Annotated in this window: 22 protein-coding genes; 15 read left to right on the top strand and 7 right to left on the bottom strand. The window is 76.9% G+C overall.

The window, feature by feature from the left end:
• Positions 1–183 precede the first annotated feature (183 nt).
• From D459_RS0103210 to uvrA, 3 genes are all read left to right on the top strand, one after another.
• Positions 184–750 carry a TetR/AcrR family transcriptional regulator gene (locus D459_RS0103210; protein WP_017591552.1) on the top strand — a complete coding sequence of 189 codons (567 nt, stop codon included), beginning with the start codon at positions 184–186 and terminating at the stop codon, positions 748–750.
• Between the two features lie 46 nt (positions 751–796).
• The gene (locus D459_RS0103205; RefSeq protein WP_017591551.1) at positions 797–1,996 is read left to right on the top strand and encodes an FAD-dependent oxidoreductase; all 1,200 of its coding nucleotides are present in this window, start codon (positions 797–799) and stop codon (positions 1,994–1,996) included.
• A 143-nt stretch (positions 1,997–2,139) separates the two neighbouring features.
• Entirely contained in the window at positions 2,140–4,722 is a 2,583-nt protein-coding gene (gene uvrA, locus D459_RS0103200; RefSeq protein ID WP_017591550.1) for an excinuclease ABC subunit UvrA, read from the top strand.
• A 198-nt stretch (positions 4,723–4,920) separates the two neighbouring features.
• Here uvrA and D459_RS0103195 read toward each other — a convergent pair whose 3' ends face one another.
• Positions 4,921–5,469 carry an HAD domain-containing protein gene (locus D459_RS0103195; RefSeq protein WP_017591549.1) on the bottom strand — a complete coding sequence of 183 codons (549 nt, stop codon included), beginning with the start codon at positions 5,467–5,469 and terminating at the stop codon, positions 4,921–4,923.
• A gap of 256 nt (positions 5,470–5,725) precedes the next feature.
• Between D459_RS0103195 and D459_RS0103190 the strand changes: the two genes are divergently transcribed.
• Positions 5,726–6,484, top strand: a complete 759-nt coding sequence (locus tag D459_RS0103190; protein WP_017591548.1) for an SAM-dependent methyltransferase — start codon at positions 5,726–5,728, stop codon at positions 6,482–6,484.
• A gap of 516 nt (positions 6,485–7,000) precedes the next feature.
• Positions 7,001–8,095 carry a serine hydrolase domain-containing protein gene (locus tag D459_RS0103185; RefSeq protein ID WP_017591547.1) on the top strand — a complete coding sequence of 365 codons (1,095 nt, stop codon included), beginning with the start codon at positions 7,001–7,003 and terminating at the stop codon, positions 8,093–8,095.
• Between the two features lie 513 nt (positions 8,096–8,608).
• Here the strand turns inward: D459_RS0103185 and D459_RS0103180 are convergent.
• Positions 8,609–9,391, bottom strand: coding sequence for a maleylpyruvate isomerase N-terminal domain-containing protein (locus D459_RS0103180; RefSeq protein ID WP_017591546.1), 783 nt, complete (start codon positions 9,389–9,391; stop codon positions 8,609–8,611).
• A 475-nt stretch (positions 9,392–9,866) separates the two neighbouring features.
• Between D459_RS0103180 and D459_RS0103175 the strand changes: the two genes are divergently transcribed.
• The gene (locus tag D459_RS0103175) at positions 9,867–10,745 is read left to right on the top strand and encodes an NAD-dependent epimerase/dehydratase family protein (RefSeq protein WP_017591545.1); all 879 of its coding nucleotides are present in this window, start codon (positions 9,867–9,869) and stop codon (positions 10,743–10,745) included.
• A 77-nt stretch (positions 10,746–10,822) separates the two neighbouring features.
• A complete protein-coding gene (locus D459_RS0103170; RefSeq protein WP_017591544.1) occupies positions 10,823–11,119 on the top strand; it encodes a hypothetical protein in 297 nt (98 codons plus the stop codon).
• 161 nt (positions 11,120–11,280) lie between these two features.
• On the opposite strand, the gene D459_RS0103165 is transcribed toward D459_RS0103170, so the two are convergent.
• Positions 11,281–11,682 (bottom strand): VOC family protein, encoded by a 402-nt coding sequence (locus tag D459_RS0103165; RefSeq protein ID WP_026120018.1) that lies wholly within the window; start codon positions 11,680–11,682, stop codon positions 11,281–11,283.
• A 62-nt stretch (positions 11,683–11,744) separates the two neighbouring features.
• Between D459_RS0103165 and D459_RS0103160 the strand changes: the two genes are divergently transcribed.
• Entirely contained in the window at positions 11,745–12,710 is a 966-nt protein-coding gene (locus tag D459_RS0103160) for a helix-turn-helix transcriptional regulator (protein WP_017591542.1), read from the top strand.
• Positions 12,711–12,740: 30 nt separating this feature from the next.
• Here the strand turns inward: D459_RS0103160 and D459_RS0103155 are convergent, their stop codons facing one another.
• Positions 12,741–13,499: an SDR family NAD(P)-dependent oxidoreductase gene (locus D459_RS0103155; protein ID WP_017591541.1), complete on the bottom strand. Its 759-nt coding sequence runs from the start codon at positions 13,497–13,499 to the stop codon at positions 12,741–12,743.
• 142 nt (positions 13,500–13,641) lie between these two features.
• On the opposite strand from D459_RS0103155, the gene D459_RS0103150 reads away from it, so the two are divergent.
• Complete coding sequence (locus tag D459_RS0103150; RefSeq protein ID WP_081620430.1) at positions 13,642–14,256, top strand: TetR/AcrR family transcriptional regulator; 615 nt, start codon at positions 13,642–13,644, stop codon at positions 14,254–14,256.
• 243 nt (positions 14,257–14,499) lie between these two features.
• Here D459_RS0103150 and D459_RS0103145 read toward each other — a convergent pair whose 3' ends face one another.
• On the bottom strand, positions 14,500–17,640 hold the full coding sequence (locus tag D459_RS0103145; RefSeq protein WP_026120017.1) for a BTAD domain-containing putative transcriptional regulator: 3,141 nt from the start codon (positions 17,638–17,640) through the stop codon (positions 14,500–14,502).
• 69 nt (positions 17,641–17,709) lie between these two features.
• On the opposite strand from D459_RS0103145, the gene D459_RS0103140 reads away from it, so the two are divergent.
• Together D459_RS0103140 and D459_RS0103135 are read left to right on the top strand one after the other, a co-directional pair.
• The gene (locus D459_RS0103140; RefSeq protein WP_017591538.1) at positions 17,710–18,480 is read left to right on the top strand and encodes an SDR family oxidoreductase; all 771 of its coding nucleotides are present in this window, start codon (positions 17,710–17,712) and stop codon (positions 18,478–18,480) included.
• The gene (locus tag D459_RS0103135) at positions 18,477–18,911 is read left to right on the top strand and encodes a nitroreductase/quinone reductase family protein (protein WP_017591537.1); all 435 of its coding nucleotides are present in this window, start codon (positions 18,477–18,479) and stop codon (positions 18,909–18,911) included. Before D459_RS0103140 ends, D459_RS0103135 begins: the two co-directional genes overlap by 4 nt.
• Before the next feature lie 55 nt (positions 18,912–18,966).
• On the opposite strand, the gene D459_RS0103130 is transcribed toward D459_RS0103135, so the two are convergent.
• Positions 18,967–19,431 carry an NUDIX hydrolase gene (locus D459_RS0103130; protein ID WP_017591536.1) on the bottom strand — a complete coding sequence of 155 codons (465 nt, stop codon included), beginning with the start codon at positions 19,429–19,431 and terminating at the stop codon, positions 18,967–18,969.
• Positions 19,432–19,895: 464 nt separating this feature from the next.
• On the opposite strand from D459_RS0103130, the gene D459_RS0103125 reads away from it, so the two are divergent.
• Both D459_RS0103125 and D459_RS0103120 read left to right on the top strand, forming a co-directional pair.
• Complete coding sequence (locus tag D459_RS0103125) at positions 19,896–20,396, top strand: MarR family winged helix-turn-helix transcriptional regulator (RefSeq protein WP_020380034.1); 501 nt, start codon at positions 19,896–19,898, stop codon at positions 20,394–20,396.
• Positions 20,397–20,689: 293 nt separating this feature from the next.
• Positions 20,690–21,547, top strand: coding sequence for an aldo/keto reductase (locus D459_RS0103120; RefSeq protein ID WP_017591534.1), 858 nt, complete (start codon positions 20,690–20,692; stop codon positions 21,545–21,547).
• A 354-nt stretch (positions 21,548–21,901) separates the two neighbouring features.
• Here the strand turns inward: D459_RS0103120 and D459_RS33460 are convergent, their stop codons facing one another.
• A complete protein-coding gene (locus D459_RS33460; protein ID WP_017591533.1) occupies positions 21,902–22,261 on the bottom strand; it encodes a hypothetical protein in 360 nt (119 codons plus the stop codon).
• A gap of 104 nt (positions 22,262–22,365) precedes the next feature.
• Between D459_RS33460 and D459_RS0103110 the strand changes: the two genes are divergently transcribed.
• Both D459_RS0103110 and D459_RS0103105 read left to right on the top strand, forming a co-directional pair.
• Entirely contained in the window at positions 22,366–22,935 is a 570-nt protein-coding gene (locus tag D459_RS0103110; protein ID WP_040709102.1) for a DUF4291 domain-containing protein, read from the top strand.
• A gap of 529 nt (positions 22,936–23,464) precedes the next feature.
• Positions 23,465–24,598, top strand: a complete 1,134-nt coding sequence (locus D459_RS0103105) for a methyltransferase (protein ID WP_017591531.1) — start codon at positions 23,465–23,467, stop codon at positions 24,596–24,598.
• The last annotated feature ends 67 nt before the right edge of the window (positions 24,599–24,665 follow it).

Here is a 24,665-nt window from a genome sequence, read left to right as displayed (position 1 = left end):
CCTCGCGCCGGGGCGAGCCTACACCCTGCCCCCGAGGGGCGAAGCAGGCCTCCGCCCGCCGGCCGCGCGGCCGCGGGGCCCGCCTTTCCCCGGGCGGCGGGGTGTGGCATGCTGGGTTTTGGGCGAACGCCCAAGGTGGTCGACCAGGGCGGTCGACCAAGATCGAGTGGAACCGGAGGAACGGTGGCGACGGCGGCGGAGCGGGGCAGGCAGGTGCGGGCGCGGCTGGTCGAGGCGGCGGCCGGGCTGATCGGCGAGCGCGGGTGGGCCGGGGTGAGCACCCGGACGGTGGCCGAGCGGGCCGGGGTCGCCCCGGGCCTGGTGCACTACCACTACTCCTCGGTGCAGGCGCTGCTCGGCGAGGCCGCGCTCCAGGTCGTCGGGGAGGTCGCCGCGGCGGCCGCCGACGAACTCGGCCCCGGTGTCGGCCTGGAGGAGGGGATCGACCGGCTGCTGGGCACCCTGGACGCCTTCCCCGGCGACGACCCCACCAGCCGCCTGTTCACCGAGGCCTACCTGGCCGCCGGGCGCGACGCGGAGCTGCGCGAAGGCGTCGCCCGGCTCCTGGAGGGGTTCCGCGCCGCGGTCGCCGAGTGGCTGCGCGGCTGCGGGATCGCCGACCCCGAGGCCACCGCGGCGGTGGTCACCGCCGCCGTCGACGGGATGATGCTGCACCGCCCGCTGGACCCCGGGCTCACCTCCGCCGCGGTCGCCCCCGCGCTGAAGCGGATGCTGGGCGCGGCGCAGTGACCGCCCCCGGACCGGCCACCGGACACGACGAGGAGAGGAGCGGCCGATGAAGGCCGTCATCATCGGGGCGGGCATCGCCGGACTGGCGCTCGCCCAGCGACTGGACGCACACGGCTGGCAGGTCACCGTGGTGGAGCGCGCCCCCGGGCCGCGCCCGCAGGGCTACATGATCGACTTCTTCGGCCCCGGATACGACGCCGCCGAGCTGATGGGCGTGCTGCCGCGGATCCAGGAGCTGGGGCACCGGGTCGACGAAGCGATCTACGTCGACGAGAAGGGCCGCCGCCGCGCCTCGGTGGACTTCAGCGCCTTCTCCGCCTCCATCAGTGGCGGACTGGTCTCCATCATGCGCCCCGACCTGGAGCGCGCACTGCGCGAATCGCTCCCCGAGCGGGTGGAGATCCGCTACGGGACCGGGCCGCGGCGGATCACCGAGGAGGCCGGCGGGGTCCGGGTCGAGCTCTCCGACGGCACCGCGCTGGAGGCGGACCTGCTGGCCGGCGCGGACGGCGTCCACTCGGCCGTGCGCCGCCTCGTCTTCGGCGAGGAGCAGGCCTACCTCCGCTACCTCGGCTTCCACACCGCCGCCTACGTCTTCACCGACGCCCGGGTGCACGCGCTGGCCGCCGGCCGCTTCCACCTCACCGACACCATCGGCGCCCAGGTGGGCCTCTACGCCCTGGACGGCGACCGCGCCGCGGTCTTCACCGTGCACCGCACCCCCGACCCCGCACTGCCCGAGGACCCGCGGGCCGAGCTCCGCCGCGTCTACGCCCGGCTCGGCTGGGTGGTCCCGCGCGCCCTGGAGCTGTGCCCGCCGCCGGAGGAGGTCTACTACGACCAGGTCGCCCAGATCGAGATGGACCGGTGGAGCAGGGGCCGCACCGTGCTGGTCGGCGACGCCTGCTACGCGGTCTCGCTCCTCGCCGGCCAGGGCGCCTCGCTCGGCATCGGCGGGGCCTTCGTGCTCGGCGAGGAGCTGGCCCGCGCCGGCACGGTCGAGGAGGGGCTGCGCCGCTACGAGGAGCGGTGGCGGCCGGTGGCCGAGGAGCGCCAGCGCGCCGCCCGGGTCGGCACCCGCTGGTTCCTCCCCGACGGTCGGACGCGGCTGTGGGTGCGCCGCCAGGCGCTGCGGGCGGCCGGCTTCGTGCCGGGGCTCGGGAACTTCATCGCCGGTTCGCTGACCGGGAAGCCCAGCCGGGTCGTCAAGGACGTCGCCTTGGAGGAGGCGGCCCGGCCCCGCTGATCCGGCGCCCTTGCCCGGACGGGTTTTGAGGGTTTCACCGGACCGTCCCCTCTCTTTCCTGCGCTTCTCCGCGCAAAGGTTCAACCGCTGCTTCAACGGTACGGTCGAAGGGGCAGGCGTTCCGAAGGAAAGGGAGGAGAAACATGGCGGAGGTCGCCGTCAGCGGCGGAAGAGCGGACCGGGCGGCGCCGGCGGGGGTGATCCGGGTCCTCGGCGCCCGCGAGCACAACCTCGCCGGGGTCGACGTGGACGTCCCCAAGGGGCTGCTCACCGTGGTGACCGGGGTGTCCGGATCGGGAAAGTCCTCCCTGGTCTTCGACACCCTGCACAAGGAGGGGCAGCGGCAGTACCTGGAATCGATGGGCATGGTCACCGGCTTCGTGAGCAAGCCCGCGGTGGAGGCGATCATCGGCCTGTCCCCCTCCATCAGCGTCGACCAGCACCTGACCAACCGCAGCCCCCGGTCGACCGTGGGCACCGTCACCGAGGTCCTCACCTACCTGCGGCTGCTGTGGGCGCGCGCCGGGCACCGGCCCTGCCCGGCGTGCGGCGGCGACGTCCCGCCCTCGCACGAGGTCGGCGAGGCGGTGCCGGACGCGGAGGGCCCGGAGGCCGGCGCGCCGGAGGACGCCGCCGAGGACGAGCCGCCGGTGCCCTGCCCGCACTGCGGCGCCGTGCTGCCCGGTCTGGCCATGGGGAGCTTCTCCTTCAACAAGCCCGCCGGGGCCTGCCCCGGCTGCACCGGGCTGGGCACCGTCATCCGCGCCGACACCGCCCGCCTGGTCGACGAGGCCCGCCCGGTCGCCGACGGCGGCGTGCCCGGCTGGCACCCCCGGCTCGCCGAGCGGAACATCGGGATCCTGCGCGCCGCCGCCCGGCACTACGGCTTCGCCTTCGACCCCGGCCTCCCGGTCGGCGAGCTCGGCGAGGCCGGGCGCACCCTGCTCCTGCACGGGGTGGACTCCCCCGAGTTCCGGCGGCTGTTCCCCGGGACAGAACCGCCCGCCCGGGTCTCCGACGGCCGGTTCGAGGGCGTCGCCGCCAACGTGCTGCGCCGCTACGCCGAGCGCATCGAGGACACCGCCTACCGGGAGAAGACCGAGCGGCTGCTGGTCAAGGAGGGCTGCCCGGACTGCCGCGGCGAGCGGCTGCGCCCGGAGAGCCGGCAGGTGACCGTCGCCGGGACCACCATCATCGAGGCCCAGCGCCTCCCGCTGAGCGGCCTGGCCGAGTGGATCGGCGCGCTGCCCGGCCGGCTGGGCGCCGAGGAGCGGGCGGTCGCCGAACCGGTCGTCGCCGACCTCGCCGAGCGGCTGCACCGGCTGGCCGCGGTCGGGGTGGGCTACCTGACCCTGGACCAGGCCGCCCCCAGCCTGTCCGCGGGCGAGGCCCAGCGGCTGCGGCTGGCCGCGCTGCTCGGCTCCGGGCTCACCGGGGTGCTCTACGTGCTCGACGAGCCGACGCTGGGCCTGCACCCCGCCGACACCGAGCGGCTCATCGGGGTGCTGCACCGGCTGCGCGACCTCGGCAACACGGTGCTGGTCATCGAGCACGACCCGGCGGTGCTGCGCGCCGCCGACCACGTCATCGACGTCGGCCCCGGTGCGGGCCGGGACGGCGGGCGGATCGTCGCCCAGGGCACCCCCGCCGAGGTGGCCGCGGTCCCCGAGTCGGTCACCGGCCGCCACCTCGGCGGGACCGTGCCGCCGCCGGCGCGGGCCGGGCGCCGGCCCGGCCGCGCGGAGCTGGTGGTGCGCGGGGCCCGGGCGCACAACCTGGCCGGCGTCACCGCGCGGTTCCCGCTGGGCCTGCTGGTCGCGGTCTCCGGGCCGTCCGGGTCCGGGAAGTCCTCGCTGCTGCTGGACGTCCTCGCGCCGGCCGCGCGGCGCCGGTTCGCCGGGGCGTCGGAGGCGGTCGGCGAGCACGACGGCATCGACGGCTGGGAGCACCTGGACAAGGTCGTCGCCATCGACCAGCAGGCGATCGGGCGGGTGCCGCGGTCCAACGCCGCCACCTACACCGACGCGTTCACCCCGATCCGCGAGGCGTTCGCCGCCACCCCCGGCGCCCGCGAGCGCGGCCTGTCCCCGGGCCGCTTCTCGTTCAACGTCGCGGGCGGCCGCTGCGAGCGGTGCACCGGCGCCGGCGTGCTGGAGGTGAAGATGCACTTCCTGCCCGCCATCGGAGTGCGCTGCCCGGCCTGCCGGGGCCGGCGCTTCAAGCCCGAGGTGCTGGCCGCCCGGTACGGCGGCCGGGACATCGCCGAGGTGCTGGAGATGACCGTCGACGACGCCCTGGCGCTCTTCGCCGACCTGCCCCAGGTCGCCTCCCGGCTGCGGCTGATGGCCGACGTCGGCCTGGGCTACCTGCGGCTGGGCCAGCCCGCGACCACCCTGTCCGGCGGCGAGGCGCAGCGGATCAAGCTCGCCAAGGAGCTGGGCCGCCGCTCCACCGGACGCACCCTCTACCTGCTGGACGAGCCCACCACCGGGCTGCACGCCGCGGACACCGCGCGGCTGCTCGCGGTCCTGCAGCGGCTGGTCGACGCAGGCAACACGGTGCTGGTCATCGAGCACGACCCGGACGTCATCCGCGCCGCCGACCACGTCATCGACCTCGGGCCGGGCGGCGGCGCGGCCGGCGGGCGGATCGTCGCCCAGGGCGCCCCGGAGGACATCGCCCGCTGCCCCGAGTCCCGCACCGGCGCCTTCCTGCACCCGGCCTGAGCCCGCGGGGCCGGGGCGGGCCTCCCCCGCTCCGGCCCCGCGGCCCGGTTCCGATCCCGCCCGTGCGGACGCAGGGCCGGCCCCCGTCACCCGGCGGCGGTGGCGGCGGTGCCCCCGTACCGCCCCGCCGCCTTCGTCCGGAGCGCGGGCGGCGGCCCCGGCCGGATCCCCTCCCGGGCCGGGGCACCCGCCCGGGGGTCAGGCCACCGGTGCGTGGGCCTCGGCCCACTCGCGCAGCTCGGCGAAGTCGCCGTCGCGCAGGCCCAGCTCGGGGGCGATGCGCAGGAGCAGGCAGTGCGCCGGGTAGCGCTCCCGGGCCCAGTCGGTGTCGTGCGGGGTGATCTCGTCGTCGATCCAGGCGAACGGGCGGCCCGCGGCGTACTCGGCCAGGGCCCGGGTCTTCCAGTGCAGGCCGGCCGGGTCGGTGAAGTGGGTCCGCTCCCACTCCACCACCGGCAGCGGCGGCAGCCCCAGGTGCGGGGCGATCCACTCGTTGGCCTCGTGCTCCCAGGTGGTGGCCCAGACCGGCTCGAACGGCAGGGCCTGCAGCTTCGGCCCGTGCGCGGGGTCGAGCAGGACGGTCAGCGGCCGCACCTGGAAGCCGCCGGTCCCGCCGCCGTGCATGGCGGTCCAGGAGTCGGGCAGCATCGTGTGCGCGATGTAGCCGGAGGGCCGCCTCCCCGGGGCGGAGCGGAACGGGTTGAGGGGGCCGTCCACGTCGATGAACAGCAGCGGGCGCTCGGTCAAGGGACCTCCTACTCGGGGGCGGGCCGCCGCCGGTTCCCTCCCCGGGGCCCGCTGACGGGTTCGACGCAGGCGGCCGTTTCCCGGTTCACGGAGGGGCCGGAACCGGCCCCGTCCCGCCGGTGCGCCGATGCGGCGGGGCCGGTTCCGGCGGCCGCCGGAAGGGCGCCGCGGCCGGCGGGTTCCGGACCGCCGTATCCGCGGCGGGGTACGGCGAAACCCCGTTGCGCCGGGCCTCCGGCCGTAAGAGCATTCCCGGATGACCGCACCGGAGATCCCCCCGCCCCACCGCCACCTGACCTTCAACGACCCGCTCTCCGAGGAGCACGCCGCCCGGCTGATCCGCACGCTCGGCCCGCTCGCCGGGAAGCGGGTGGCCGATCTCGGCTGCGGCTGGGCCGAGCTGCTGCTGCGCACCCTGGAGAGCGAGCCGGCCGCCACCGGCACCGGCGTCGACCTCGACGAGCGGGCCATCGCGCACGCCCGGGCCCGCGCCGAGGCGCGCGGCCTGGCCGACCGGGTGGAACTGGTGGCCGGCGACGTCGGAGCCTGGTCCGGCGGACCGGTCGACGTGCTGATCAACCTCGGCGCCTCGCACGTGTGGGGCGGCGACCCCGAGGAGCACACCGGGAACGCCCTGTCCGCGGCGGCCGGCCTGCTGGAACCCGGCGGCCGGCTGCTGTTCGGCGAGGGGTTCTGGCAGCGGCCGCCGACCGCGGCGGAGATGGCCGCGATGCCGGAGGACCTGCCCCGCGGGCAGTACCGCTCCATGGCCGGCCTGGTCGACTTCGCGATGTCGCACGGGTTCCGCCTGCTCGCGCTCTCCGAGGCGAGCCAGGGCGAGTGGGACGAGTTCGAGAACGGCCACGCGCTCAGGTTCGAGGAGGCGATCCTGGCCGACCCCGGCTCCCCCGGCGCCGCGGAGCTCCGCGCCCGGGCCGACGCCCTCCGGGAGGTCCGGCTGCGCGGTTTCCGCGGGCTGCTGGGCCTGGCCTACCTCACGCTGGTCCGCACCTGACCTGCCGGGCCGCTTCTCCGGTCCGCCGGGACGGCGGGTCCCGGCGCCGGCCCGGGGAGGGGTCGGGCCGACGCCGGGGCGCCCCTGCCCTCGGGTCGGGAGGGCCCCGGGCAGGCGGCCGCTGCGACCGCCGCCGCGGAGCCGGGCGCCCCGGTCCCGTTCGGCGGGCGGGGAAGGCGCTCCGGCGGCTGGGAGCGGTCCCGGCGCCGGAGCGGCCGCTCCGGTGGCCGGACTGCCCGCCGGCGCGCCTCCCCGAGCGCGGTCGGTGAGGCCGATGGAGACGATCCTTCTCCATCGCGGCCGGCGGCGGGGGCGCTTTCCGGGAATCCGATCGCCGGGAGGCGACCGAAACCCGCCGGGCCGCCTTGTCCCGGGGGTCCGCGCGGCCGCGGACCCCATTGCCTTTCATACCCCCTAGGGGTATTCTGTTCGCCATCCGCGTACCCGGCCGGGGTATGCGGGAGACGGTGCGGGTGGGGCCGCCACCACCCGCGAGAGCGGAAGGAGGGCCGGGGCATGCGGGTCGAAGGCTTCGCGGAGGAGGGCTACGAAGAGGTGCGCCGGGTCTTCCAGCGCCTGGTCGACGACGGCCGGGAGACCGGCGCCGGGGTCTCGGTCCGGAAGGGCGGCCGCGAGGTGGTCCGGCTGAGCGGGGGATGGGCCGACACCGGCCGGCGGCGCCCCTGGCAGGCCGGCACCATGGTGCAGACCTACTCGGTCTCCAAGCCCTTCGCCGCGCTCGCGGCGCTGGTCGCGGTCGCCGACGGGGCGCTCGGACTGGACGACCCGATCGCCGACCACTGGCGCGAGTACGGAGTGCGGGGCAAGGACCGGACCACCCTGCGCCACCTGCTCACCCACCGGGCCGGCCAGCCCCGCTTCCCGGAGTCCGCCGCCGCCCTGGACCCGCTGGACGGCGCCGGGCTGCGGCGCGCCCTCGCCGAGGCCGCCCCGGAGCACCCGCCGGGCACCGCGATCGGGGAGCACGCGCTCACCTACGGCCACCTCATCGACGGCGTGCTCCGCGCGAGCACCGGCGCCTCCCTGGGCGAGGTGTTCGACACCCGGGTCCGGCCCGCGCTCGGCCTGGACGCCCGGTTCGCGGTGCCCGAGGAGGAGCTGCACCGGGTCGCCGACCTGGAGTACGCGGTACCGGAGTGGCCCCGGCTGCTGCCCGCCGAGCCCTGGCTGCGCACCCCGCCGGGCCCGCTCGACCCGGAGCTGACCAACTCGAGGGCATGGCGCGGGGCGGTCTTCGGCGGGGTCGGCCTGCACGCGACCGCGAGCGGCCTGGCGGAGTTCTTCTCCCGGCTCACCGACGAGGACGGCCCGGTCCGCGCCCTGCTCGGGCCGGAGCTGCACGCCGAGTACGTCTCCCCGCAGGCCACAGGGTACGACGAGGTCTTCGGCACCGAGCTGACCTGGACCGCGGGGTTCATCCGGGACCGCGGGAAGATCGCCAAGGGCGGCGTCGGCGGCTCGGCGGCCTGGTGGTCGCTGAAGAACGGCCACGCCGCCGCCTACCTGACCCGCCGCCTGGACGACCACTCCCGCGCGGCCGAGATCGCCGCCGCCCTCGGCGACGACCTCACCGTCACCACGGAAGGCTGACCGTTGAGTGAATCCCAGCGTTCCTTACGCCGGTCTTCTTCCTGCTTCACCGACCGCCGCCGGCTCCGAAGAGCGAGGTCTCACGCGGTCTCCACGAGGCGTTTCTCTTCTCCGGGCGACTTCCCGGCGAGGGTTCCGATGTCAGGCGGTGCCCTCTTCGAGATGGGCCCGCTTCCAGGCGCTCTGACGGTGAACGTCCTGCATTCGCGCCGGATCGCCGAACCGCCTGAGGCGATGGCAACGGAGGATCATCGAGAAGCGCTGATGAAATCGCCGACAGTTGTCACCCCCCGCGCGGCCCGGCCGGCGGGCCTCCGCCGGCCGGGCCGCGTCCGGGAGGGCGGGCGCGTGCCCCGGCACCGGTGACCGCCCACGCTCCCCACCCGGCTCCGCGGCTTCGCCCCGGGGCCGCCCCTGGGCGCCGGGCCGCCGCCATCGGGGCGGACCCCGGCCGCCCGCCGGGGCGGCGGCAGGGGCCGGCCCGCGCCGGGGGCGGGCCGCCGGACGGGACGCTCACTGCAGCCAGAAGCCGGTGCGGGCGAGCCAGAGGTCCAAAAGGCCCTCGTCGCCGGTGACCTCGACGCCCGGGGCGGGCCGGCGGTAGACGAACAGGACGAGGCCGGTGAGCGGGCCATGGGCCGTCACCGCCGCCTCCCGCGCCGTGCGCGACCAGGCCGGGGCCGCGCCGGACAGGTCGGCGAACCAGGCCGCATCGTCGTCGGAGGCCCACAGGAGGACGCTCCGGCCGGCCCCCAGCAGCGCAGGCCAGCCCGGCCCCGCGGCGTAGGCCTCGGGGTGCGCGCCGTTCTCCATCCACTCGTCGAGGGCGCCCCGGGCGGCCTGCGCGCCGAGCCGGTACTCGGCACCGACCGCCAGGCAGGCGTCGGCGCGGTGCACGGCGGTCTCGCAGGCCTCCCGGCGGGCCCAGAACCGCGTCCGGAGCGAGAGGTCGTCCGAGGGGTTCCACACCGGGGCGTCCGGCCCGGCCCCGCGCAGTGCGGCGGAGAGCGCCGCGGCGCCCTCGGCGAGCCAGCCGTCCAGGAACGCGCCGTCCTCGTCGGCGTACCCGGAGACGTCGTTCAGCCGGTCCTCGGCGACGGGGCCGGCCGCGCGGGTCCGGACGACCTCCTCGGCCCACCGCTGCGACCAACCCAGGTGGCGCAGGAGCTGCCCGAGGTTCCAGCCCGGGCAGGTCGGCACCGGGGCCCGCATGTCCGCGCCGCGCACCGCCTCCCGCAGCAGGTCGGTCTGGGCGGTGATCTCCGCGCAGTACCGCTCGTACTCCGCACGGTCCATCGGGTCTCCTCCGCGTCAAGGGGCCGGGCCGAGGGCCAGGCTGCCCGATCGGCGCGGCGCCGTCACCTCTTTTTCCCACCGGCGGGGCCGCCCGCCGCTCCGCGCCCGGCCCCGTCTACCCTTGCCGTTGAGTGAATCTCAGCGTTCCTCTCGCTGGTCTCCTTCCTGCTTCACCGACCGCCGCCGGCTCCGAAGAGCGAGGTCTCACACGGTCTCCACGAGGCGTTTCTCCTCTCCGGGCGACTTCCCGGCGAGGGCTCCGATGCCAGGCGGTGCTCTCCTCGAGAGACGCCCGCTTCCCGGCGCTCTGACGGTGAACGCCCTGCATGCGCGCCGGACCGCCGAACCGCCTGAGGCGATGGCAACGGAGGATCATCGAGAAGTACCGATGAAATCACCAACAGTTGTCAGCCCCCGTCCACGTCCCGGCCCCCGCCCGGCGGGCGGATCCGGGACCGCCCCGAAAAGGAGTCCCATGCGCGTTCTCGTCGCGGGCGCCACCGGCGCCGTCGGCCGCCTGCTCGTCCCCCTGCTGCTGCGGGCCGGGCACGAGGTCACCGGGACCTCCCGCACCGAGGAGGGCGCCGCACGGGTGCGGGCCCAGGGGGCGCGGGCCGTCCGGGCCGACGCGCTCGACGCCGGGGCGCTGCACGAGGCGGTGTCCGAAGCCGCACCGGACGCGGTGATCCACCAGCTCACCGACCTGTCCGGCGCGGACGGCGCGGCCAACGGGCGGCTGCGCCGCGAGGGCACCCGCAACCTGGTGGACGCCGCCGCGGCGGCGGGGGTGCGCCGGATCGTCGCCCAGTCGATCTGCTGGACCTACGCCCCGGGCGACGGCCCGGCCGGCGAGTCGGTCCCGCTGGACGACCGGGAGGCGCAGCCGCGGGCCGGGATGGTCGGCGCCGTCCGGGCGCTGGAGGAGACCGCCGCCGAGCTGGAGACCGCGGTCCTGCTCCGCTACGGGATCCTCTACGGCCCGGGCACCTGGTACGCGCCGGGCGGGGCGGTCGCGGCCGCACTGGCCGGCGAGCCGGGCGCCCCGTTCCTGGGCAGCCTGGAGGCCGGGGACGCGGTGAGCTCCTTCGTGCACGTCGCCGACGCGGCGCGGGCGGCGGTGGCCGCCCTGGACTGGCCGGGCGGCCCGGTCAACATCGCCGACGACGAGCCCGCGCCCGCCCGGGAGTGGCTGCCGGTGCTGGCCGGCGCCCTCGGCGTGCCCGCGCCGGCCCCCGCCGCCGAGGGGAGCGGCCCCGACTGGGCGCGCGGCGCCGACAACGCCCTGGCCCGCTCCCGCGGCTGGACCCCGGAGCACCCCACCTGGCGGACCGGCTTCGCCGACCAGGGCGCCTGAGTCCGTCGGCGGGGCGCACCCTCCGGGCGGTCCCCGGGCGGCGGCCGGCTGTCGTCCTCCCGCTGTAGCCTCGCGGGATGAGCGACGAGACCGCCCGCACCGGCGCCCCGGCCCCGGGCTCCCGCGTGCAGGCCGCCGTCCAGCGCGTGGCCCCGGAAGAAGAGGACCGGCAGCGCACCGTCCTCGCGGCCGAGATCAGCGCGGAGCTCGGCCGCACCGGCCGGGTCGTGGTGCATCCGGCCTATGCGGAGCAGGGCCCCCTGCTCAAGTCGGCCATCCGCCGCGCCGCACGCGAGATCGGCGAGAAGGCCAGGATCCGCACCTTGGAGGGCGGGGCCCTGTCCGCCGTCGTCGTCGAAGAGCCCGGCCCTTAGGAGAGGGGCCGCCGAGCCCCTGGTGCCCGCCGCGCGGGGAGCACGCGGGCGGCCGCCCCGCAGCGCGGCGGCCGCAGCGGCGGGACGGCCCTGAACAGGTGAGTCCGCCGGGCCCCGGAACTCATCGGGGCGGCGGGCCGGCGGCCCCGCCCCTCCCCTCCTCAGACGAGGGTGGAGATGCAGAACGGGTGGCCCGCCGGGTCCAGCAGCACCCGCCAGCGGTCCGGGTCCGGCTGGACCGGGGCCTCGGTCGCGCCCAGCGCGACCAGGCGCTCCCGGGCCGCGTCCAGGTCGTCGACGCCCAGCTCGATGTGGGCCCGCTTCTCTCGCTCGGGCTCCGGCCAGGTCGGGGGCCGGTAGTCCGCCACCCGGTTGAACCCCAGCCCGGGCGCGCCCTCCTGGGCGAGGAACACGAAGTGGTCGCTGGAGAAGGCGACCGGCAGGCCGAGCGCCTCCCCGTAGAAGCGGGCCAGTTCGGCCGGGTCCGGGCAGTCGAAGGTCACCGCGGAGAAGCGGGCGGCCGGCGCGGTCGCCCCGGCGGTCGTTCCAGTCGTTTCGCTCATGGAGGGGACGGTACGGGCCGACCAGGACGGGTTCTGTCCTGGTCGTGGTGGAGACTGCGAAGATGCTGAGTACGTCTGCGCGGCTGCTCCTCCTGCTCTCCCTGCTGGCCGACCGGCCCTCGTGGACCTGCGAGGAGCTGGCGGAGCGCCTGGAGGTCACCGGCCGCACCGTCCGGCGGGACATCGCCCGGCTGCGCGAGCTGGGCTACGGCGTCGAATCCGACCCCGGCCCCTGGGGCGGCTACGGCCTCGGCTCCGGCGACCGGATCCCGCCGCTGGCGCTGGACGACGAGGAGGCGCTGGCGATCGCGGTCGCCCTGCGCGAAGCCGCGCTCGGCGGAGATCTCGGCGGCGACCAGGCCGCGCTGTCCGCCCTGCTGAAACTGGGCCGGCTGCTGCCCGCCGCGGTCGCCCGGCGGCTGGGCGAGATGGACGCGGCGCTGGCGTACGCCCCCGGCTCCGAAGAGGGGCGGCTCGCCGCCGGCATGCTGCTCGAACTGGCCTCCGCCTGCCGGGGAGGGGAGCGCTGCCGGCTGTCCTACCGGGACCGGTCGGGCAGGGCCACCGTCCGGGAGGTGGACCCCTACCGGCTGGTGCGGGCCGCCGGCCGCTGGTACTTCGTCGCACGGGACGTGGCGCGGGGCGAGTGGCGGACGTTCCGCGCCGACCGGGTCCGGCGGATCGAGCCCTGCGGGCGGCCGGCGGACCCGGTCGAGGGGCCCGACCCGGTCCGGCTGGTCGCCGAGTCCCGGGCCGCCGGAAGGTACCCGGTGCACGCGGTGGTCCGCCTCCCCGTGCCCATGGAGCGGGCGCTGCTGCTGGTGCCGCCGTCGGTCGGCGCCCACCGCCCGGACGGCCCGGACGCCACCGTGGTGGAGATCGGCGGCCCCGACGCCGACGGCCTCGCCGGCTACCTCCTCGGCCTGGACACCCCGCTCCGGGTCCTGGCCCCCGACGCGGTGCGCACGGCCTTCCTGGAACGGGTGCGGTCCCTGCTCGCCGAGAACGGGGAGCAGGGACCGCCGTGACCGGGCCGTCCCGAGGCGGCCCGGCCGGGGTCACTGGGCGGTGATGCCCCCGTCGATGGCCAGCGCGGCGCCGGTGATGAACCGCGATTCATCGCTGAGCAGGAAGGCCGCGAAGGCGGCGATCTCGTCGGGCTGAGCGATGCGGCCGACCGGGAGCATGGCCTCCACCTGCGCCCTGCCCTCCGGGGTGGCGCCCATCGTCTGCGCGAACAGAGGCGTGTCGACACCCCCGGTGACCAGGGCGTTGACCCGGACTCCGGCGCCGGCGTTCTCCAGCGCGGCGGCCCGGGTGAGCCCGACCACGCCGTGCTTGGCCGCCACGTAGGGGGCCACGGTCGGCGTGCCGGTCACCCCCAGGTTCGAGGCGTTGTTGAGCACCGCCCCGCCACCGGCGGCGAGGATCGCCGGCAGCTGGTACTTGAGCCCGTAGAAGACGCTGGTCAGGTTGACGTCCAGGTCGGCGCGCCAGGCGCTGTCGGAGATCTCGGGCACCGGGCCGAACCCGTTCATCCCGCCGACGTTGTTGAACGCCCCGTCCAGGCGGCCGAATTCGTCGATCGCCGCCTGGACCAGCCGGGCGGCGTCCTCTTCGACGGTGACGTCGGCGGGGACGAAGACCGCGCGTCCGCCGCCGGCGCGGATCTCGGCGGCGACCTGGTCGCCGAGGTCCTTGCGGCGGGCGCCGAGGACGACCGCGGCCCCCTCGGCCGCGAGCCGCTCGGCCACGGCCCGGCCCATGCCCGAGTTGCCGCCGGTGACGAGGACGACCTTGTCGGTGAAGCGTGGCATGCGTGAACTCCCTTTTCCGGGCGCCGCTGACGGCGCCGAGAATCACACGACACGTGTCGTGTCGTTTTGGCGATGTGAAGTCTGCACATGCGACCGCCCCTCTGTCAACACGATCCGTGTCGTGTCGTATAGAGTGGGCGGCATGCCAGACGACCTCGAAGCCAGGCGGCCCGATCCCCAGCGGCGCAGCGAGAAGAGCCGCCGCTCGGTCCTCGACGCCGCCTTAGACCTATGCGAAGAGCAGGGATACGGCCCGGTGACGGTGGAGGCCATCGCCGCTCGGGCCGGAGTGAGCAAGAAGACGATCTACCGCTGGTGGCCCTCGAAGGGCGCGGTCGTCCTGGAGGCCCTGGACGATGCCGCCGCTCCCGCCGCCGACTTCCCCGACACCGGCGACCTCCGCGCGGACCTGCTGGCGCAGATGGAAGGACTGCTGCGCGAGCTACTGGGCGCCCCCCGCTTCGGCCGCGCCCTGGTCGGCGTGATCGCCGACACCCAGCATGACGCGGAGCTGGCGCGCGCCCTGAAGGAGGTGCTGTTCCGGCCGCGCGCCGAAGACGGCCGCGCCCGCCTGACCAAGGGCCGCGAGGCCGGCCAGATCGGCCCGGACGCCGATGTGGACCTGGCCCTGGAGCTGCTGTACGGGCCGGTCTACTACCGCCTCCTGCTCCACCAGGGCGACCTGCACAGCTCGGCCGAACTCCAGGTGCTCGTCGACCACACGCTGCGCGCCCTGGCTCCCCCCGCCGCGGAATGACCCGCAGGCCGGCGCGGGCCCATCGGCCGCCTCCACGGTGAGGAGGCGCCGCTGCGGGCCCCGGCCCCGATGCGGCACGGGAGGCGCCCCGGAGCGGGTGCGCGTCCCGCCCGCAGGGCCCGCACGGCCGTCCCGGCCTGCGCCGAGATGCCGCATCCCCGCCGGAGCCGAGCGGACGGAAGCGGGGCGGACGAGAACCGGGCGGGACACCGCGGACCCGCACACCGGCGGCGGCCGCACCCGTCAGGCCTCGGGCGCCCCGCCGCTCCGGGCCTTCCGCAGCGCCGCGGTGATCCGGTCGACGTCGCCGCGCTCGGCCGGGGGCAGCGGGGCGCCCGCCTCCTCGCGGAGCCGGGCCGCCGCGGCCAGCAGGCGGGACGCCTCCCCGGGCCGGCCGGCGAGCAGGTGCGCGCCGGCCAGCCCTTCGCGGGCCAGGGCGATCGCGCGCGGGTCCCCGGTGGCCTCCGCCGCCGCGAGGCCCCGCCCGTGCAGCTCCAGGGCGGCGCCGGGGTCGCCGCGCTGCTCGGCGAGGAACCCCAGTTCGGCCAGGAGCAGCGCGGAGCCGTTCTCCGCCTCGAACCCGCCGTTCCACTCCAGCCAGGGGCGCAGGTACTCCTCCGCCTCATCGAACCGCCCCCGGCGGCGCGCGGAGAGGGCCAGGCCGACCTCGGCGAACTCCTGGGCGCGGCGGTCGGCGTGCGCCACGGCCAGGCTCCGGCCGCGCTCGTGCAGTTCGTCGGCGCGGTCGTGGTCGCCGGAGAGCAGGGCGATCCGCCCCAGCTCCGACCAGCGGACGGACGCCTCGCCCCACAGGTCCAGGTGCTCGGCGTGGGCCAGGCCGTCCCGGTGCCGCTCCTCGGCCTCCCGGTAGTCGCCCTCGATCTCGGCGAGCCTGCCGAGCACGCCGCCGGCCTGGAGGAGCCCCCACCGGTCGCCGGCCTCGGCGAAGAGCGCCAGCCCCTCCTCGGCGTCCCGCCGCGCCCCGGCCAGGTCGCCGCGGACCTGGCGGTGCAGCCCCCGGGCGGTCGCGGCGGCCGCGACGCCCCACCGGTCGCCCCGGGCGCGGAAGGCCTCCAGTGCGCGGCGGTTCCGCTCCTCCCCCGCGTCCAGGGAGCCGAACAGCGTCTCGGCGTACCCGAGGAGCCACTCCTCCCGCCCGTCGCCCACCACCGCCCTCAACGGAGGCCCTTCGGGCCGCTGTCCCTTCTGCCCGTCGCCCACCACCGCCCTCAACGGAGGCCCGTCGGGCCGCCGCCCTTGCTGCCCGTCCCGTGCCTCCGACCCGGTCGGGGCCTCCTCCCGCCACGGCTCGCCGGAGAGCAGCGTCATCCCGGCCAGCCAGGCGGTGAGCGCGGTCCGGTCGGCTCCGGCGTCCAGCGCGGCCGCCAGGGAGCGCTTGGCCTCGGTGAACCGGCCGCGCAGGAACCAGTACCAGGCCAGCGCCCGCACCAGCCGCCCGGCGAGCGGCGCGTCGGCGGCCTCCAGCGCGGCGCGCAGGTTGGCCGTCTCCGCATCCAGGCGCCGCAGCCAGCTGCGCTGGTCGCCGCCGCGCAGGTGCGCGTCGGCGCGCTCGGCCAGCCCGGTGTAGTAGCGGGCGTGCGCGCGGACCAGCGCCTCGCGCTCGTCCTCCGGCAGCCGCTCCAGGCAGTAGGCGGAGACCGACTCCAGCAGCCGGTAGCGCGGCGCCCCGTCGGCCGACACGACCACCAGCGACCGGTCGGCGAGCCGGGCCAGCAGGTCGACGACCTCGGCGGGCTTCACCCCGCCGCCGGCGCAGAGCTCCTCGGCGGCCTCCAGGCCGCAGCCGTCGCGGTGGACCGCCAGGCGGCGCAGCACGGCCTGCTCCGCGCCGGTCAGCAGGTCCCAGCTCCAGCCGATCACGGCCTTGAGCGTCCGCTGCCGGGCCGGGGCGTCGCGGGGGCCGCCGACCAGCAGGCCGAACCGGTCGTCCAGGCGGTCCGCCAGCTCGGCCGGGCCCAGCACGCGCACCCGGGTGGAGGCCAGTTCGAGGGCGAGCGGGATGCCGTCCATCCGGCGGCAGATCACGGCCACCGCCTCGGCGTTCTCCGCGGTCACGGCGAACCCGGGCGACGCGGCGGCGGCCCGGGCCGCGAACAGCCGGACCGCGCTCGCCCCGGCCACTTCGGCCGGGTCGGCGCCGGGCTCGGGGACCTCCAGGGGGCGGACGGGCCACCGCCGCTCCCCGGAGACGCCGAGCGGCTCCCGGCCGGTGGCGAGGATCCGCACCTCGGGTGCGGCGCGCAGCAGCCGCACCGCCAGGTCCGCCACCGCGTCGACGACGTGCTCGCAGTTGTCCAGCACGAGCAGGAGCCGCCGGCCGCGCAGCGCCTCGGCCAGCCGGTGCGCGACGCCCTGCGGCGACGGCTCGTCCCGGAACCCGAGCACCGCGGCCACCTCCTCGGCGGCCCCCTCGTCGCAGGGCCGCCGGCCGGCCAGCTCCACCAGCCAGACGCCGTCGGGGAACGAACCGGCCGCCGCGCGGCCGACCTCCAGGGCCAGCCGGGTCTTGCCGACGCCTCCGGGGCCGGTCAGGGTCACCAGCCGCTCCTCGTCCAGCAGGGCCTGCACCGCCCCGACCGCCTCCGAGCGCCCGATCAGCCCGGTGAGCGGTGCGGGGAGGTTGCCGCGGGGCCGAGGGCCGGGGAGCTCCTGGCGCAGGATCTTCCGCTGCAGCCCGGCCAGCTCCGGGCCGGGGTCCAGGCCGAGGTCCTCGTTCAGCCGGTGGCGGGTCTCCTGGAAGGCGTCGAGCGCCTCGCTCGCGCGGCCCGCCCCGTACAGGGCGCGCAGGTGGGCGGCGCGCAGGCGCTCGCGCAGCGGGTGCCGGCGGGCCAGGTCGGCGAGCTCGCCCGCCAGCAGGTCGTGCTCGCCCAGCTCCAGCCGGGCCTCGGCGTACTCCTCCCAGGCCAGCAGCCGCCGCTCCTCCAGTCGCGCCGCCGCGGCCTGCGCGAACCGCTCGTCGGCGAACCCGTCGAAGGCGTCCCCGCGCCACAGCCCGACCGCCTCGGCGAGCAGCTCCGCCCTGCGGCGCGGATCGGCGGCGGCGCGGGCGCGGTCCGCCAGCTCCTCGAAGCGCTCGGAGTCCACCGCCCCGGGCCCGGCGTCCAGCAGGTAGCCCGGCGGGCGGCGCAGCACCGCCTGCGCGCCGAGCGCGCCGCGCAGCCGGGAGACCAGGGTCTGCAGCGCCCGGACGGGGTGCGCGGGAGGGCGCTCCCACACCTCGTCGACCAGGCGGTCGGCGGAGACCGCCCGGCCCGGGTCCACCAGGAGGGCGGCCAGCAGCATGCGGACCTTGGCCTCGGGGACCGGGACAGGTTCGCCGTCGGCCGCCCACACCGCCAGCGGCCCCAGTACACCGAATCGCACGGAGGCAGCCTACGGGCACCGAAGACGTTCCGAAGACCGGCCGAATGCGCCTCCCGGCACGGTTCTGCCATGAACACCGACATGAACACGTTCACCGGCAAGAAGGCCGTCGTCACCGGCGGAACGCACGGCATGGGCCTGGCGATCGTCGAGGCCCTGCTCGACCGGGGCGCCGAGGTGCTGCTGACCGGCCGCAACGAGAAGAACCTGGAAGCGGCGGCGACCGCGCTGAAGGGCCGCGCCGCGCACGTCGTCCGCTCCGACGCGGCGAGCATGGCCGACATCGCGGCGCTGGCCGAGCGGGCCCGGGAGGTCCTCGGCGGCGTCGACCACCTCTTCGTCAACCACGGCATCGCCGAGTTCGCCCCGCTGGAGGAGGTCACCGAGGAGGCGTGGGACCGGCACTTCGCGGTCAACGCCAAGGGGGCGTTCTTCACCGTGCAGGCGCTGTCCCCGCTGCTGTCCGACGGCGGGTCGGTCGTCTTCACCACCGTCGCCAACGACGTGGTCTTCCCGGGGCTGAGCGCCTACTCGGCCTCCAAGGAGGCGATGCGGGCGTTCGCGCACGTCCTGGCGGTCGAGCTGCTGCCCCGCAAGATCCGGGTGAACAGCGTCGCCCCCGGCTACATCAAGACGCCGACCATGGGCGTGGCCGCGCTGACCGAGGAGGAGCGCCGCGAGTTCGAGCGGCAGGGCGACGCCTCCACCCCGCTCAAGCGGAACGGGACGGTGCAGGAGGTGGCGAAGGCGGCCCTGTTCCTGGCCGGCGACGCCACCTTCAGCACCAACGTGGAGCTGGCGGTGGACGGCGGCTTCGCCCAGGGGCTGGGGGCGGAATGAAGGTCGCCGACAGCCCCGACCCGTCGGTCGCCGAGCACGTCCGGCGCTACCTCGCCACCGACGGGGAGAGCGGCCACATGGAAGGAGGGGTGACCAACCTCGTCCTCACCTACCGGGGCCGCAAGTCGGGCGGGCTCTACCGCACCGGCCTCTTCTACGGCGAGGACGACGGCCGCTACGTGCTGGTCGCCTCCGGGTCGGCGATCACCCACACGCACCCGCAGTGGTACCTGAACGTGGCGGCCGAGCCCGAGGTGGAGGTGCAGATCCGGGGCGAGCGGTTCACCGCCCGGGCCCGCACCGCGGAGGGCGGGGAGCGGGAGCGGCTGTGGAACATGATGGTCGAGCGGGCGCCGGTCTACCGCGTCTATGAGGCGCGCTCCCGGCGCACCATCCCGGTGGTCGTCCTGGAGCGGACCGGCGCCGCCTGACCCGGCGGCCGGAGGCGCGGGCCGCCCCGCCGAGCACGGCGGGGCGGCCCCGCCCTCAGCCGGTGAGCGCGTCGTGCAGCCGCCCCAGCAGGGCGCCCTGACCGGACTGGAGGACGTGGCCGTCGGCCAGCGGGATCCAGAAGCACTCGAAGCGGGTGGGCGGGGCGGTGCCGTCGTGCATCTCCCAGCTCTCCCAGCGGTCCGGGACCGGGCCGGCGGGGCGGAGGTGGAAGACGTGGCGGAGCTGCACCTCGGCCCGGTAGGGGGCCAGGTCGTACCGGGCCTCGCCGACCTTGCCGACCAGTTCCAGGGCGGACAGCCCGGTCTCCTCCCGGGCCTCGCGCAGCACCGCGTCGGAGGGGGTCTCCGCCGGGCGGACGGTGCCGCCCGGCACCTGCAGGCCCACCTCCTCCGGTGCGGCGTCCACGTGCCGGAAGACCAGGATCCGCCCGTCGTGCACGATGTAGGCGAGGGCCTTCTCCACCAGGTCCCGCCCGCCGTCCGCGCTGCTCCGCTCCATCGCTCCGCCTCTCCGCCGCCGGAATCCGCCCCGGCGGACAGCTCGCTGCTACCGAACGGTTCGGTGAACCGCTCCTTCCGGATACTTCCGGACCGGCCCGCGGGTGCGCATGGTCGGGCCATGGCCGAAACGCGCGGCGGGATTTCGCGCACGGGCGCCCTCTCCCGCCGTTTGCACCGCGGTGCGCTTCCGATGCGATCCCCGGTCGGCCTGGCCCTCTCCGCGCCGCGACGCTCGGCCGGGCGCGGAAGGGCCGTGCGGCGGTCGCGGGGACCGAGTAAGGGCGGGGTCGTCTCCGCGACCGCCGCGCCTCCGCGGCGCCCCTGCAGAAGCCGCCCCCGTCCATGCCCGGGACGCTAGGCGGTGATGCGGCCGGTGCGCGTCCTCGATCGCGCCCCCGCCGCCCCCCGCGGAGGGCGGGCGCCCGGCCGCGCCGCCCGGCGGACCCCGTATGTTGTCAGACGGTGAAGGACGACCGGGATCGGGGCGGCGGCGGGCCGCGGACGGAGGACGGGATGCCGCGCAGCGAGCGCCAGGAGGAGGACCTCCCGGACCTGGGGGTGCTCGCCGCGCGCCTGCTCTTCGACTTCCAGCGGGAGCTCTTCGGCGCCCTCGCCGAGCAGGGGCACTCGGAACTGCGGCCGCGGCACGGCGCCGTCCTCGCCCACCTGGACCCGGAGGGCAGCCGGGCCACCGACCTCGCCCGCCGCTCCCGCCGGCACAAGCAGGTCATCGGCAAGCTCATCGACGAACTCGAAGCCCTGGGCTACGTCGAGCGCCGCCCCGACCCGGACGACCGCCGGGCCAAGCTCATCGTCCCCACCCGCCGCACCCTGGACCAGATGGAGCGCACCGCCGCGCTCGTCGCGGAGATCGAGCGGCGCCACGCCGAGGCGGTCGGCCCGGATGCCTTCGCCGAGTTCAAGCGGGTCTTCCACCGGATCTCCCGGCCGCCGCAGGAGTGAGCGGCCCCGGTGAGCCGTACGCGCGGGCAGTGCCTTCGGTCCCCCGCGCGCACGGCGCCGGCGGGGCCGCGGGGCAAGGGTGTGCGTGCGGAATCAACCCGCGGCCGACGGGACCAGACTGGCGAACCGCGGAGCCCCGCACAGCCGGAAGGACCGCTCGGTTATCCAACGGTTACCCGGCGCGCCCGGGGGCGCCCGCCGCGCCGGGTCGCCGCCCGGCCGCGGAGCGCCCGGTGGTAAGAGGGAGGGGTGAGAAAGGGCGCCGGCGGAGCGGAAACCGGAGGAAGAGGCGCGTGACAGGCACGAGGACGATCACGTTCGGCGGGGAGATCACCGTCCCCGCCATCGGCCAGGGCACCTGGTACATGGGTGAGGACCCCGGCATGTTCGACGCCGAGGTGCGTGCCCTGCGCACCGGCGTCGACCTGGGGATGACCCTGATCGACACCGCCGAGATGTACGGCGAGGGCGGCGCGGAGCGGGTCGTCGGCGAGGCGGTCGCCGGCCGCCGGGACGAGGTGGTGATCGTCTCCAAGGTCTACCCGCACAACGCCGGCCTGGGCTCGGCCAAGGCCGCCTGCGAGCGCAGCCTGGACCGGCTGGGCACCGACTACATCGACCTCTACCTGCTGCACTGGCGCGGCGGGGTGCCGCTCGCCGAGACCGTGCAGGCCCTGCAGGGGCTGGTCGACGAGGGCAAGATCCGCCAGTGGGGCGTGTCCAACCTGGACACCGACGACATGGACGAGCTGTGGTCGCTGCCCGGCGGCCCGGAGTGCGCCACCGACCAGGTGCTCTACCACGCGGCCTCGCGCGGCGCCGACTACGACCTGCTGCCCTGGTGCCGCGAGCGCGGGCTGCCGGTGATGGCCTACTGCCCGCTGGCCCAGGCCGGCCGGCTCCGCGGCGACCTGCTGAACTCCCCCGCGCTCACCGGCATCGCCGCCGACCGCGGCATCACGCCGGCCCAGGCGGCGCTCGCCTGGGCGATCCGGGACGGGGACGTCGCCGCCATCCCCAAGGCGGTCCAGGAGGCGCACGTCCGGGAGAACGCCGCGGCCCTGGAGGTCGAGCTGACCCCGGCCGAACTGGCCGCCATCGACGAGGCGTTCCCGCCGCCCCGCCGCAGGGAGCCGCTGGACATCGTCTGACCGGGCCCGCGCCGCGCGGGCCGGAGGCGGGGCGGCCGCGGGGCCTGAGACCGCTGGCGGAGAACGGGAAAAGGGCGGCCGGCGTCGGGAGACGTCCCGTCGGCCGCTGCTCCCCGGAGGGCTTCCCCCCATCGGCGGTCCGAGACGGACTCCGAGGGACGGAGGGCCCTTCGGCCCGGCCCGGGCACCGGCCGCCTTCGCAGGGACCGCGATCGGCCCGGCCTTCCCTCAGGGCGTCCTGCCCGCCGACCGGAAGCGGGGCCGGCCCTGTCCGGCGGGGTTCCGCCCGGTCGGCGCCTCAGAGGCCGCGGCATGTGCGGACGGCCCGGCCCGTGCCCGGCACGGCCCCGGAGGTCAGCGGGCCGGATCCGGCCCGGGAGGCGGGGCCGCCGCGTCCAGGGTGAGCTGCCCTTCGGGCACGCCGTGGTCCCGGCCGGAGAGCCGGCGCAGGCAGCGGCGGCAGGAGACGGGCGCGTCGGTCGGGCGCAGCCGCAGCGGGTCGGCGCTCGCATGGCAGGGCACCGCCGGCACCCGCACCCCGGCCCACACCGCTTCGGTGAGGGCGTGCACCACCTCCCCGCCGCCGATGACGGCGTTGTGGCCGGCCAGCTCCGCGCGGCGCCGGGAGAGGACCGCCGCGAGGTGGCCGACGTCGGCCTGCTCGCGGTCGGCGCTCCGCCCCGGCCCGTCGTCGGGGGTGTTCGCTGTGCGCATGCCCCCATGATCGTCCCCGGTGACGACGTTCGGAGACCGCGCCCCCGCCCCCGCGGCGGAAAACCGCTGGCGGCCGGGGGCGGACCGGAAGCACAATGCCGCCCATGCCCGTTCCCCAGCGCCGCGTCCGCGCGGACTTCGACGCCCGGAGCATCGTCGTCTACCAGGCCTATCCCCCGGCCGTCGCCGAACCGGCGCTGCGCGCCCAGCGGTTCGTCCCGCCGTTCTCGCTCAACCGCATGACCTGGATCAAACCGTCCTTCCTCTGGCTCATGCACCGGAGCAACTGGGCCGGGAAGAGCGGCCAGGAGCGCATCCTCGCCGTGCGGATCACCCGGGAGGGCTGGGAGGAGGCCCTGTCCCGGGCGGTACTGACCACCGAGGCCCCGGAGGCGGTCGCCCGGGCCGCGGTCCACGTCCAGTGGGATCCCGAGCGCTCGATCCGGGGAGCCGCACGCGACCACTACAGCATCCAGGTCGGCATCGGCCGCGGGATGATCCGCACGTTCGCCGAGGAGTGGGTCGTCGGCCTCACCGACATCACCCCGCGGGTCCGCAGGATCGCGGCGCTGGTGCGGGGCGGCCGGTCCGCGGCGGCCCGGCGCCTGCTCCCGCCGGAGCGCCTCTACCCGGTCCCCCCGGCGGTGGCGGAGCGGCTGCTCATCGACGGCTGAACCGGGCCGCCCGCCGGGCCTCGCGCCCCGCCCTCCACCGGCCTAGGGACGGGAGATGGAGTCCTCACGCGTATCGGCGTTCGCGGCCGGGGCGCTGGTCGCCGGCAGCGCGCCGCACCCGGCCCCCGCGGTCACCGGGCGGCGCCACATCACCCCTCCGGCCTCCGGCCGGGCGGGGGTCCGGCCCGGTCGCCGATGCGGTCTGGGGCGGCCTCAACCTGGCGGGCGGGCCGGTGCCGCCCGCACCCGGCGCGGCGGCGGCCTGGACGGCGGGGAGCGGGCGGGTCCTGGCGGTCGGCTCCGCACCGGTCGGCGCGACGGGCGGCCGGCCTCCGCGCCGACCGGTTTGCCGTCCGGACCGGGCCGTGCCAGGCTCAATGGGCGGCCCCGTCCGAAATGAGGCCCCCGCCGAGGCGGGGCGGCGGGCGGCCGCCGATCCGTTTCCCGTTCCGAGCCGCGGCTCGGGCCCTCCCGCCCGCACCGGAGTGCTCTTCGTGCCCGCGCACGCCCGACCACCAGGAGCACAGCCGTGCCCGCGATCCAGTGGACCGAATCCGACGCCGAGCGGAGCGCCGGCTGGCGCTCGGAGAGCGGGGCCCGGCCGCCGCGCCGCGTCGTCACCGCCGACGACCGGATGAACGCCGACACCGCGCACAAGCTCGCCTGCGAGGGCACCGCGCTGCTGTGGCGGGGCGACTACCACGGCGCCCGCCGCCTGCTGCAGGCGATCGGCCGGCGCATCGACCGCAAGCCCGTCCCGACCGGGAACGGCCCCGCCGAGACCTTCCACCTGCAGCGCCGGGCCCGCGCGCACCGCGCCCGCATCATGGGCATGCTGCTGGTGCTGCTGGACGGCGAATACGCCCTCGACCTGCGCCGCGCCCCCGACGTCCGGCGGGCCTGCACCGAGGCCTACGGGCCGCCCGCCGGCCCCACCGCGGTCTCGCTGCGCGAGCTGCTCGGCGTGATCGGGGCGCAGCAGTGGCGGGAGAAGGGCGTCGAGGTGCCCGCCCTGGGCGCCCGCGTCCACCCGCACTACGGGGTCTTCTCCCCGGTGCGGGGCGAGTACGTGGACCTGGTCGCCGAGGCGCCGCTGCCGGAGGCCGCCCGCTCCCCCGGCGCCGTCGCGTTCGACCTGGGCACCGGCACCGGGGTGCTGGCCGCGCTGCTGGTCCGCCGCGGCCTGGCGCGGGTCGCCGCCACCGACGCCAACCCGCGCGCCCTGGACTGCGCCCGGGACAACGCCGAGCGGCTCGGGCTGGCCGACCGCATCGAGGTCACCGGCCCCGGGCTGTTCCCCGAGGGCCGCGCCGCCCTGGTGGTGTGCAACCCGCCGTGGCTGCCGCTCCGCCCGACGTCCCCGCTGGAGCAGGGGGTCTACGACGCCGGCGGCGGCATGCTCCAGGGGTTCCTGGACGGCCTCGCCGACCGGCTGGAGCCGGGCGGCGAGGGCTGGCTCGTCCTGTCCGACCTGGCCGAGCACTTCGGCCTGCGGACCCGCGCCGACCTGCTGTCCGCCATCGACGCGGCCGGCCTGGAGGTGCTGGACCGGATCTGCACCCGCCCGCGGCACCCCCGCGCCCGGGACACCGCCGACCCGCTGCACGCCGCCCGCGCGGCGGAGACCACCTCGCTGTGGCGGCTGGCCCCCGCCCGGGGGTGACCCGGCGGGCCCGGCCGGAGGAGCGGCTCCGCGGGGAAGGCCGGCGCGGTCGCCGCGCCGGCCTTCC

Source organism: Nocardiopsis potens DSM 45234, assembly GCF_000341105.1.
Classification (GTDB): domain Bacteria; phylum Actinomycetota; class Actinomycetes; order Streptosporangiales; family Streptosporangiaceae; genus Nocardiopsis_A; species Nocardiopsis_A potens.
This window is presented reverse-complemented; position numbering and strand designations above follow the sequence as displayed.

Bases quoted from the DNA above. Each gene is read 5' to 3' on its own strand.
- D459_RS0103110 (WP_040709102.1), top strand. From the start codon at position 22,366: ATGCCCGTTCCCCAGCGCCGCGTCCGCGCGGACTTCGACGCCCGGAGC.
- D459_RS0103140 (WP_017591538.1), top strand. From the start codon at position 17,710: ATGAACACCGACATGAACACGTTCACCGGCAAGAAGGCCGTCGTCACC.
- uvrA (WP_017591550.1), top strand. From the start codon at position 2,140: ATGGCGGAGGTCGCCGTCAGCGGCGGAAGAGCGGACCGGGCGGCGCCG.
- D459_RS0103190 (WP_017591548.1), top strand. From the start codon at position 5,726: ATGACCGCACCGGAGATCCCCCCGCCCCACCGCCACCTGACCTTCAAC.
- D459_RS0103170 (WP_017591544.1), top strand. From the start codon at position 10,823: ATGAGCGACGAGACCGCCCGCACCGGCGCCCCGGCCCCGGGCTCCCGC.
- D459_RS0103130 (WP_017591536.1), bottom strand. From the start codon at position 19,431: ATGGAGCGGAGCAGCGCGGACGGCGGGCGGGACCTGGTGGAGAAGGCC.
- D459_RS0103180 (WP_017591546.1), bottom strand. From the start codon at position 9,391: ATGGACCGTGCGGAGTACGAGCGGTACTGCGCGGAGATCACCGCCCAG.
- D459_RS0103165 (WP_026120018.1), bottom strand. From the start codon at position 11,682: ATGAGCGAAACGACTGGAACGACCGCCGGGGCGACCGCGCCGGCCGCC.
- D459_RS33460 (WP_017591533.1), bottom strand. From the start codon at position 22,261: ATGCGCACAGCGAACACCCCCGACGACGGGCCGGGGCGGAGCGCCGAC.
- D459_RS0103175 (WP_017591545.1), top strand. From the start codon at position 9,867: ATGCGCGTTCTCGTCGCGGGCGCCACCGGCGCCGTCGGCCGCCTGCTC.
- D459_RS0103185 (WP_017591547.1), top strand. From the start codon at position 7,001: ATGCGGGTCGAAGGCTTCGCGGAGGAGGGCTACGAAGAGGTGCGCCGG.
- D459_RS0103205 (WP_017591551.1), top strand. From the start codon at position 797: ATGAAGGCCGTCATCATCGGGGCGGGCATCGCCGGACTGGCGCTCGCC.
- D459_RS0103160 (WP_017591542.1), top strand. From the start codon at position 11,745: ATGCTGAGTACGTCTGCGCGGCTGCTCCTCCTGCTCTCCCTGCTGGCC.
- D459_RS0103150 (WP_081620430.1), top strand. From the start codon at position 13,642: ATGCCAGACGACCTCGAAGCCAGGCGGCCCGATCCCCAGCGGCGCAGC.
- D459_RS0103135 (WP_017591537.1), top strand. From the start codon at position 18,477: ATGAAGGTCGCCGACAGCCCCGACCCGTCGGTCGCCGAGCACGTCCGG.
- D459_RS0103155 (WP_017591541.1), bottom strand. From the start codon at position 13,499: ATGCCACGCTTCACCGACAAGGTCGTCCTCGTCACCGGCGGCAACTCG.